The organism is Allobosea sp. 01N443 (genome assembly GCF_056399325.1).
This window is the reverse complement of record NZ_JBFTRC010000015.1, coordinates 45,034-53,584: the sequence shown is the minus strand read 5'-3', so window position 1 is coordinate 53,584 and position 8,551 is coordinate 45,034. Positions and strand designations below refer to the sequence as shown.

Below are 8,551 nucleotides of genomic sequence, written 5' to 3'. Positions count from 1 at the left end.
GGATGTAATCGAGCGTGCGCGCGACGGTCCAGTCGGCCGGGACGCTGACGAATTCCGTCGTCATGATCGAGCCCGCGCTTTGCTCGGGATAGGCGAGCAGGCGATTCAGCGTCGCGCGCGTGTCGTGGTCGACACGGCCGAGCAGGCGCAGGCGCAACGGCTCGTCGAATTCCGGGACCACGTCGGCGACGCGGTCCGCCGACATGGCGGACAGGAACTGCGCCGCGCGCGCTTCCGGCATCAAGCCGAGCGCTTCGGAGGCCGCCGTCAGTTCATGCTGGTCCAGGACCTCGACGGCCCGTTCGAACGGCAAGGCAAGGAGCACGGCGGCAACCGTTTCGACGTCCTGGTCGTTCAGGGTTTCGACAATGTCGGCGATATGGTCCCGCGCCAGCGTCTGGGCGAGGGTTGCAGCGAGAAGATCCCGCTCCGGTGCGGTGGCAACGGCATTCATAGCTCGTATCCTTTGATCGGCCGTCATGGCCGATCGCAGGCGAGCCGGTTTCCCCGGTCAGGCGCGCGAAGCGGCGTCAGACGGCATCGACTGTCGACTGGGACTGTCGGTTGGCATTGGGTCGGGGTTCCTGTGAAACTGCCGCCGGAAGGCTTGCAGCGAGGCCGAGATGCACCCGAAGGCTCATCGCGTCAACCCCCATCTCCGTGACCGGAGCGCATGTGCGGGAACGCGCGTCCATCTTCGCAGGAACGAGCCGATCACGCCGGTTGGCGGTTCAGTGCCGGCCCTCTAAGGTCGGTGCACGAAACGACGAGGGCAGCATGGAATTCGCGCTGAGCGACGAGGAAGGACTGATCCGCGAAGCCGCCCGGAAAATCGCGTCCGACCGGCTGGCGCCGCTGGCCGAGGCTCTCGATCGCGGCGAGGGTCGCAGCGAATTCCTGGCCAATCTGAAGACCCTCGCCGAAAACGGCTTCATGGCGCTCAATGTCCGCGGCGAGTTCGGCGGCAGCGAGGCCGGCACGGTCGCCTTCGCGCTGACACTGGAGGAACTCGCGGCCGCCTGCGCCTCGACCGCGGTCACGACCTCGGTGACCAATATGGTCGGAGAGGTCATCCAGGCGGTCGGCTCGGCCGCGCACAAGACCGCCTATCTGCCGAAGCTCGCTGACGGCACCTATGCGGCCGGCGCCTTCTGCCTGACCGAAGCCGGAGCGGGCTCGGACCCCGCGGGCATGCGGATGCGGGCGCGCCGCGACGGCGACAGCTATGTGCTCGACGGCCAGAAGATCTTCATCACCAGCGGCGAATATGCCGGCCTCTTCGTCGTTTGGGCCGTGACCGACCCCGACGCACCGAAAGGCAAGGGCATCTCGGTCTTCCTGGTTCCGGCCGACACGCCGGGCGTCAGCGTCGGCAAGGCCGAGAAGAAGATGGGGCAGACCGGCTCGGCCACGAATACCATCCATTTCGAGGGCGCACGCATCCCGGCCTCGAACCTGATGGGTCGGGAGAATGACGGGTTCCGGGTTGCGGTCGGCGAGCTGGCCGGCGGGCGCATCGGCGTCGCCGCCGTTTCGCTCGGCATCGCCCGCGCGGCCATGGAGGCCGCGAAATCCTACGCCAAGGAGCGGCAGCAATTCGGCCAGGCGCTCAGCGACTTCCAGGGCCTGCAATGGATGATCGCCGACCGCGAGCTCGACCTGCATGCTTCGCGGCTGCTGATCCTCGACGCCGCCGCCCGGAAGGATCGCGGCGAGCCTTTCGCCCGGGAAGCCTCGATGGCCAAGCTCTTCGCCTCGGAAGCGGCGCATCGCTGCACCGACACGGCAATCCAGATTCATGGCGGCGCCGGCTATTGCCGCGACTTCCCCGTCGAACGCTATGCCCGCGATGCCCGCATCACCCGCATCTATGAGGGCACCTCCGAGATCCAGCGCCTGATCATCGCCCGCGAGACCTTGCGCCAGACCGTCTGACCACCCCCAACCTGAAAGCCTGCCTCATGACCCTGACGATCTACGGGTGCTATCGTTCGCGCGCGACGCGCAATATCTGGCTCGCCAACGAGCTTGGCCTCTCCTTCAGGCACGTGCCTGTGATCCAGGCCGGCCGGGTGCCTGATCCCAAAGCGGCTGACGCACCGGTTCATACCCGCAGCGCCGAATTCCTGAAGGTGAACCCCAACGGGCATATTCCGTCGATCGACGATGACGGCTTCGTCCTGCACGAATCGCTCGCGATCAACCTCTATCTCGCCCGCAAGCATGGCGGGCCGCTGGCGCCGAAAGACGTCCAGGAAGAGGGACTTGCTGCGATGTGGACGCTCTGGGCCGCGACCGAATGCGAGATCAACGCGCTCAACACGCTCTATCACCGCATTGCCAAGCCGCCGGCGGAGCGCGACGCCAAACTGGCCGACGCCGCGGCAGAGGCCCTGCGCGCGCCTCTGGCGGTGCTCAACGATGCCCTCGCCAGGGACGGCTATCTCGTCGGCGGTCGCTTCACCGTCGTCGACATCAATGTCTCCGAAGTCATTCGCTATGCCCAGACCGGCGCGCCCGAGCTGTTTGCCGCCGTCCCGCATGTGAAGGCCTGGCTCGAAGTCTGCCAGGGCCGCCCTGCCTTCAAGGCGATGTGGGAGGCACGGGACGCCGAAGCCGCCTGATCAGAAAGCGGGTGGCGGCCCGCCTGACTTCACCCTAGCGATCCTGCAACTGCGTTTCAGGATCGCGTCAAGGACCGACCCCATGGGCTCCTCTCCCGCCTCCCCGCCTCCCGCGATGGGCACGCGCGAGTGGCTCCTGCTGCTCGTGCTTTCGCTGCTCTGGGGCGGCTCTTTCTTCTTCGCCAAGATCGCGGTGACGGAGTGGCCGCCGCTCGCCGTGGTGCTGGCGCGGGTCGCGCTTGCGGCAGCCGTGCTCCATGTCGCCGTGCGCGCGCTTGGCCTGACGATGGCAGTGGGCGGCCGGATGTGGCTCGCCTTCTTCGGCATGGGCCTGCTGAACAACCTCATCCCCTTCGGCCTGATCTTCTGGGGGCAGACGCAGATCGGCGCTGGCCTCGCCGCGATCCTGAATGCGACGACCCCGGTCTTCGGCGTGGTCGTCGCTCATCTTTTCGGAAGCAACGAGAAGGCCACACCACTGAAGATCACCGGCGTGCTGGCCGGTGTCGTCGGCGTCGCCATCCTGATGGGCCCGGATGTGATCAGTGGGCTCGGCAATGCACTGCTTCCGCAGCTCGCCTGCCTGGCGGCGGCTCTCTCTTATGGCTTTGCCGGTCTCTATGGCCGCCGGTTCCGCGAGCTCCCGCCATTGGTGACGGCAACGGGCCAGCTCAGCGCCACGACGGTCATGACCCTGCCACTGGTCCTGCTCCTCGCCCCGCCATGGCTCCTCCCGTTCCCATCCAAGGCCGCGATCGGTGCGTTGGTCGGACTCGCCCTGCTCTCGACCGCGCTCGCCTATGTCATCTTCTTCCAGATCATGCGGCGCGCCGGCGGCAGCAACGCCATGCTGGTGACCTTCCTCGTGCCGGTCAGCGCCATCCTGCTTGGCGTCGGGCTGCTCGGGGAAGCGCTGCTGCCACGGCATTTCCTCGGCATGGCAGCGATCTTCCTCGGCCTCGCCCTGATCGACGGACGGCTCTTCCGGCGCCGCAAGGGCCCTCATCCCAAGGAAAGCCTCGGCTAGGTCCACGGCTTTGTTGCCAAAAAATTATGAATTGCTCTACGGTCGCTTTCACGGCACCAGCCGCTAAAGGCCATAACCKCGAAGGCTGGAAGATATCGCAAAAAGCGATACGCCAGAGGGGAGCAGACGATCGTCATGGATGTTCGGCAACTGCGATGCTTCATCGCGGTGGCGGAGGAGTTGCATTTCGGCCGCGCGGCTGAAAGGCTTGGCCTCGCACCACCCGCACTTTCGCGCCAGATCAGCACGTTGGAAGACGAGCTGGGCGTCAGTCTGCTTACGCGCACGACACGTCAGGTCGCGCTGACCCGCGCCGGCCTGCTGATGCTCGAGGAAGCCAAGGGCATCCTCGTCAAGATGGAACATGCCTCGCGCGCCGTGCGCGAAGCCTCGCTCGCCTCGAGCAAGGTCTTGCGGGTCGGCGCAATCGACGCCGCCTCCTCCAGCTTCGTCCCGCAAGCTCTCGTCGCCTTCCGCGAACGCCATCCCGGTATCGAGATCAAATTTGTCGAAGCCATGACCGCGGCACTGATCCAGATGCTGGAAGCCGGCAAGCTCGACATCGCGCTCGTACGTCCGCCACGCAAGCCGACAGACTGCGCCTTCGAGATATTGCGTGTCGAACGGCCGATCGTGGTGCTCAACGAGAGCCACCCTCTCGCCGCCCGTGAGAGCCTGACGATGAACGACCTGATCGGCGAGCCGTTCGTCGTTCCGTCCAAGCGGATCCGGCCCTTCGCCTATGATCTCGTGATGGCCTATTTCGAAAGCGTCGGCTCGGTGCCGAACGTGACGATCGAGGCTACCGAAAAGCCTGCCATGATGTCTGCGGTCGCCGCGGGGCTCGGCATGGCGCTCGCCCCCGACTGGGTCTCGCGACTGACCTTTCCGGGCGTGACCATGCGCCGCCTGCGTGGCGCATTGCTCGATCCGCCGCCGCCCGGCGCCCTTGTCGGCGTCGCCTGGCGTCCGCACCAGAAGCTCGCGGCGCGCGACGACTTTCTGAACATCCTTCGCGAAAGCGTGACGTTGATCGACGAGAAAAACGTCCTGCCATTCACAATGCCTGTCAAAAAACTGAAGCGTGCGGCCCAGACCGCCAGACCGMAGACTGGAGGAGCCTGATGAGCTTGAACACTATTGAACGCGCGCAGGGGCTGCGTGTCCGTTCGCAACAGGATCTGGCCGCCGGGCTGTTCATGATCCTTCTCGCTGCCGTGGCGCTGTTCCTCGCCAGCGATCTGCCGATGGGGTCGCTGCGGCAGATCGGGCCGGGCATGCTGCCGAAGGCGTTTGCCGTGATATGCGCCGGGCTCGGAGTGCTGCTGGCCCTGAGTTCGCTGCGCTTTAACGGCGAGAAGCTCTCGGGCTGGTCCTGGCGCGGCGTCATCTTCGTGCTCGKCGGCGCGGTCGTCTTCGGCCTCACCATTCGTGGCTTCGATCTGGGGCCGATCAAGGTCCCGCAGCTCGGTCTCGTCGTTTCAGGCCCCCTCGTCGTGCTGATCTCCGGCCTGGCCGCGKATGATCGCAAGATCAAGGAGCTGGTGATCTTCGCGCTCGTCATGACGACCTTCTGCGCACTGCTGTTCAAATATGCATTGGGTCTGCCGATCCCCCTGGCACCCTGGCTGTTGGGGATCTGATTCAATGAGTGAAATGATTGCCCATCTGCAGCTCGGCTTCGGCGTCGCGCTCTCGCTGCAGAATATCGCACTCGCCTTCGCCGGCTGCCTYGTCGGCACGCTGATCGGTGTGCTGCCCGGCGTCGGGCCGATCGCCACCATCGCCATGCTGCTGCCGATCACCTTCGGCCTCGATCCTGTCGGCGCTCTGATCATGCTGGCCGGCATTTATTACGGCGCCCAGTATGGCGGCTCGACCACGGCGATCCTGGTCAATATCCCCGGCGAGGCGACCGCGGTCGTCACCACCCTCGACGGCCACCAGATGGCCAAGCAGGGCCGCGCCGGCGTTGCGCTCGGAACCGCAGCGCTCGGCTCCTTCTTCGCCGGCTGCGTCGCCACCCTGATCATCGCCGCGCTCGGCGCGCCCCTGACCAAGCTCGCACTGCTGTTTGGCCCGGCCGAGTATTTCTCGCTGATGGTCATGGGGCTTTGCTTCGCGGTCGTGCTTGCGCGCGGCTCGATCCTCAAGGCCTTCTGCATGATCATGCTCGGCCTTCTGCTCTCGACGATCGGCACCGATCTCGAGACCGGCCAGGAGCGCATGACCTTCGGCTTCCCACCTTTGTCCGATGGCATCGACTTCGCCGTGCTTGCAATGGGCGTGTTCGGTTTTGCCGAGGTGCTGAGGAACCTCGAGAATCCCGAGACGCGCGACGTCGTGCGCGCCAAGATCGGCCGCCTGCTGCCGGACTGGAACGACATCAAGCAGTCGTTCTTGCCCGTCGTACGCGGCACCGCCATCGGCGGCATTCTCGGCATCCTGCCGGGCAACGGCGCGGTACTGGGCCCGTTCGCCAGCTACACGATCGAGAAGAAGATCGCCAAGGACCCCTCGCGCTTCGGCCGCGGTGCCATCGAAGGCGTGGCAGGTCCGGAATCGGCCAATAATGCCGGCGCACAGACGGCCTTCATCCCGCTGCTCACGCTCGGCATCCCGCCGAATGCGGTGATGGCGCTGATGGTCGGCGCGATGACCATCCACGGCATCATCCCCGGCCCGCAGGTCATGACCAAGAACCCAGAACTGTTCTGGGGCATGATCGCGTCGATGTGGATCGGCAACCTGATGCTGCTGATCATCAACCTGCCGCTGGTCGGYGTCTGGGTGAAGCTGCTTCAGGTGCCCTACCGCCTGATGTTCCCGGCGATCCTGATCTTCTGCTGCATCGGCATCTACTCGGTGAACAACCAGCCGGTCGACGTCGCCTTCACCGCGCTGTTCGGCCTGTTCGGCTACATCCTGATCAAGCTCGGCTTCGAGCCAGCCCCGATGCTGCTCGGCTTCGTGCTCGGCAAGCTGATGGAAGAGAAGCTGCGGCAGGCGCTGATCATCTCGCGCGGCTCGTTCATGACCTTCATCGAACGGCCGATCTCCGGCGGCCTGCTGGCCGTCGCCGTGATCATTCTGGTCGTCGCTCTGCTGCCATCGATCTCCCAGAAGCGCGACGAGGTGTTCACCGAATGACGGGGTTGCCTCGCCATCCATTTCACCATCACGCTACGTCACCGATCTCTGGGAGGATCCACATGAAGAAACTCGTACTTGGTTTGGCTACGACAGTTGCGCTCGCCCTCACCGGCAGCGCGCAGGCACAGTCGAAATATCCGGAGAAGCCGATCACCATGATCGTGCCCTTCGCTGCCGGCGGCCCGACCGACATCATCGCCCGCATCGTCGGCGAGAACATGTCGAAGACACTCGGCCAGCAGGTCGTGATCGAGAACGTGGCGGGCGCCGGCGGCACGACCGGTATCACCCGCGCCCTGACCGCAACGCCCGACGGCTACACCATTGCGATGGGCCATCTCGGCACCTTCTCGGCTGCGCCTGCGACCTATCCCGGCCTGAAATACGACCCGATCAACGGCATGCAGCCGATCGGCCTCGCCGGCGGCACGCCGATCCTGATCGTCGCCCGCAAGAATTTCGAGCCGAAGGACCTGAAAGAGTTCGTCGCCTATGTGAAGACGAACACCGACAAGGTGAACGAGGCCCATGCCGGCGTCGGATCGGTCTCATGGACGACCTGCACGTTGCTGAAGGGTCAGCTTGGCGTGCCGAAGCTGAACGCCGTCGCCTATCKCGGCACGGGCCCAGCTCTCAACGATCTCGTCTCCGGCCAGATCGATTTCATGTGCGACCAGATCGTCAGCGTCGCCGAGCAGGTCAAGGCCGATACGATCAAGGCTTATGCGATTGCCTCGACCGAGCGCTCGCCCGCCCTGCCGAACGTGCCGACCACCAAGGAAGCCGGGCTGCCCGAGTATCAGATCGAGGCCTGGAACGGCATCGCCGCGCCGAAGGGCACGCCGAAGGAGGTCGTCGACCGGCTCGTCGATGCGCTCGACAAGGCCCTGAAGGACGAAGGCGTCAAGAAGCGCCTGCTCGATCTCGGCACCGTGATGCCGAGCGCCGAGGAGCGCACGCCCGCCGGCTTCGGCGCGTTGATCAAGCGTGACGCCGACAAGCTCAGCCCGACCCTGGCGGCGGCGCCGAAGTAAGCGCCCTCCCTATCGGCTTCCATGGCGGCGGGCCCAGCGGCCCGCCGTTTTCTTTTGGCCCCGAACCGATAGCATCGCGCCATGACCGAGACGATCAGCCTCACCATCGAGCCTCTCACCGCCGAGACCTTCGCGCCCTATGGCCGGCTGCTTGCGCCGGAAGGGCCCCGCGATGCCGGGCGCGAGGGCTATGACATCTGGATCAAGCCGTTCAGCGCCGAGAGCCAGGCCAGGCTCCAGATCGTGCGCTATCACGCCCGCCCCTTCGTCGTGCGGGTCATGGAACGGCATCTTCATGTCACAGAAACCCGGATGCCGCTGGGAGGACCATCCTCCGTCCTCGTGGTCGCACCGCGCGAGGCAGATTTCCCGACGGGTGCCAACCTGCGTGCCTTCCGCCTCGAGCGAACCGGCATCCTGCTGCATCGCAGCACCTGGCATTCGATCGACGCCTATCCCGAGTCAGGCACGCATGCCGATTTTCTCTTCCTCTCGGAAGAGGCGACCGTAAGCGAGCTCTTCGACACCCCGAACAGCCCCCCGCGAAGGACCGAAGTCGTCGACCTTCGCAAGCGAGAAATCCACGTCGTGATCGACGTTAGTCGTTGATATCGCGAACTGATCGCGAGTTCTTTCGCGGTCAGTCACATCTCGTTACCTCGAAATTCCGGAACCTAATCTGCAGTACATCGTTCTCCTCCCAGTTTCCCGAA

General features: G+C 65.2%; 9 protein-coding genes. 8 read left to right on the top strand and 1 reads right to left on the bottom strand.

The window, feature by feature from the left end:
- Positions 1-454 (bottom strand): magnesium transporter MgtE N-terminal domain-containing protein (locus tag AC1DRP_RS06910; protein ID WP_476768160.1); only part of this gene is annotated, 454 nt, incomplete at its 3' end.
- Between the two features lie 323 nt (positions 455-777).
- Here AC1DRP_RS06910 and AC1DRP_RS06905 point away from each other — a divergent pair.
- The 8 genes from AC1DRP_RS06905 (at position 778) to AC1DRP_RS06870 (ending at position 8,447) form a co-directional block, all read left to right on the top strand.
- Positions 778-1,935 carry an acyl-CoA dehydrogenase family protein gene (locus tag AC1DRP_RS06905; protein ID WP_441506475.1) on the top strand — a complete coding sequence of 386 codons (1,158 nt, stop codon included), beginning with the start codon at positions 778-780 and terminating at the stop codon, positions 1,933-1,935.
- Positions 1,936-1,961: 26 nt separating this feature from the next.
- Positions 1,962-2,624 (top strand): glutathione S-transferase family protein, encoded by a 663-nt coding sequence (locus tag AC1DRP_RS06900; protein WP_476768159.1) that lies wholly within the window; start codon positions 1,962-1,964, stop codon positions 2,622-2,624.
- Positions 2,625-2,706: 82 nt separating this feature from the next.
- Positions 2,707-3,651: a DMT family transporter gene (locus AC1DRP_RS06895; RefSeq protein ID WP_441506473.1), complete on the top strand. Its 945-nt coding sequence runs from the start codon at positions 2,707-2,709 to the stop codon at positions 3,649-3,651.
- A gap of 135 nt (positions 3,652-3,786) precedes the next feature.
- Positions 3,787-4,776, top strand: coding sequence for a LysR family transcriptional regulator (locus tag AC1DRP_RS06890; RefSeq protein ID WP_476768158.1), 990 nt, complete (start codon positions 3,787-3,789; stop codon positions 4,774-4,776).
- Positions 4,776-5,294: a tripartite tricarboxylate transporter TctB family protein gene (locus AC1DRP_RS06885; RefSeq protein WP_476768157.1), complete on the top strand. Its 519-nt coding sequence runs from the start codon at positions 4,776-4,778 to the stop codon at positions 5,292-5,294. Before AC1DRP_RS06890 ends, AC1DRP_RS06885 begins: the two co-directional genes overlap by 1 nt.
- A gap of 4 nt (positions 5,295-5,298) precedes the next feature.
- Positions 5,299-6,801, top strand: a complete 1,503-nt coding sequence (locus AC1DRP_RS06880; protein ID WP_113518957.1) for a tripartite tricarboxylate transporter permease — start codon at positions 5,299-5,301, stop codon at positions 6,799-6,801.
- A 62-nt stretch (positions 6,802-6,863) separates the two neighbouring features.
- Positions 6,864-7,838, top strand: a complete 975-nt coding sequence (locus AC1DRP_RS06875; RefSeq protein ID WP_476768156.1) for a tripartite tricarboxylate transporter substrate-binding protein — start codon at positions 6,864-6,866, stop codon at positions 7,836-7,838.
- Positions 7,839-7,919: 81 nt separating this feature from the next.
- Positions 7,920-8,447 (top strand): ureidoglycolate lyase, encoded by a 528-nt coding sequence (locus AC1DRP_RS06870; RefSeq protein WP_476768155.1) that lies wholly within the window; start codon positions 7,920-7,922, stop codon positions 8,445-8,447.
- The last annotated feature ends 104 nt before the right edge of the window (positions 8,448-8,551 follow it).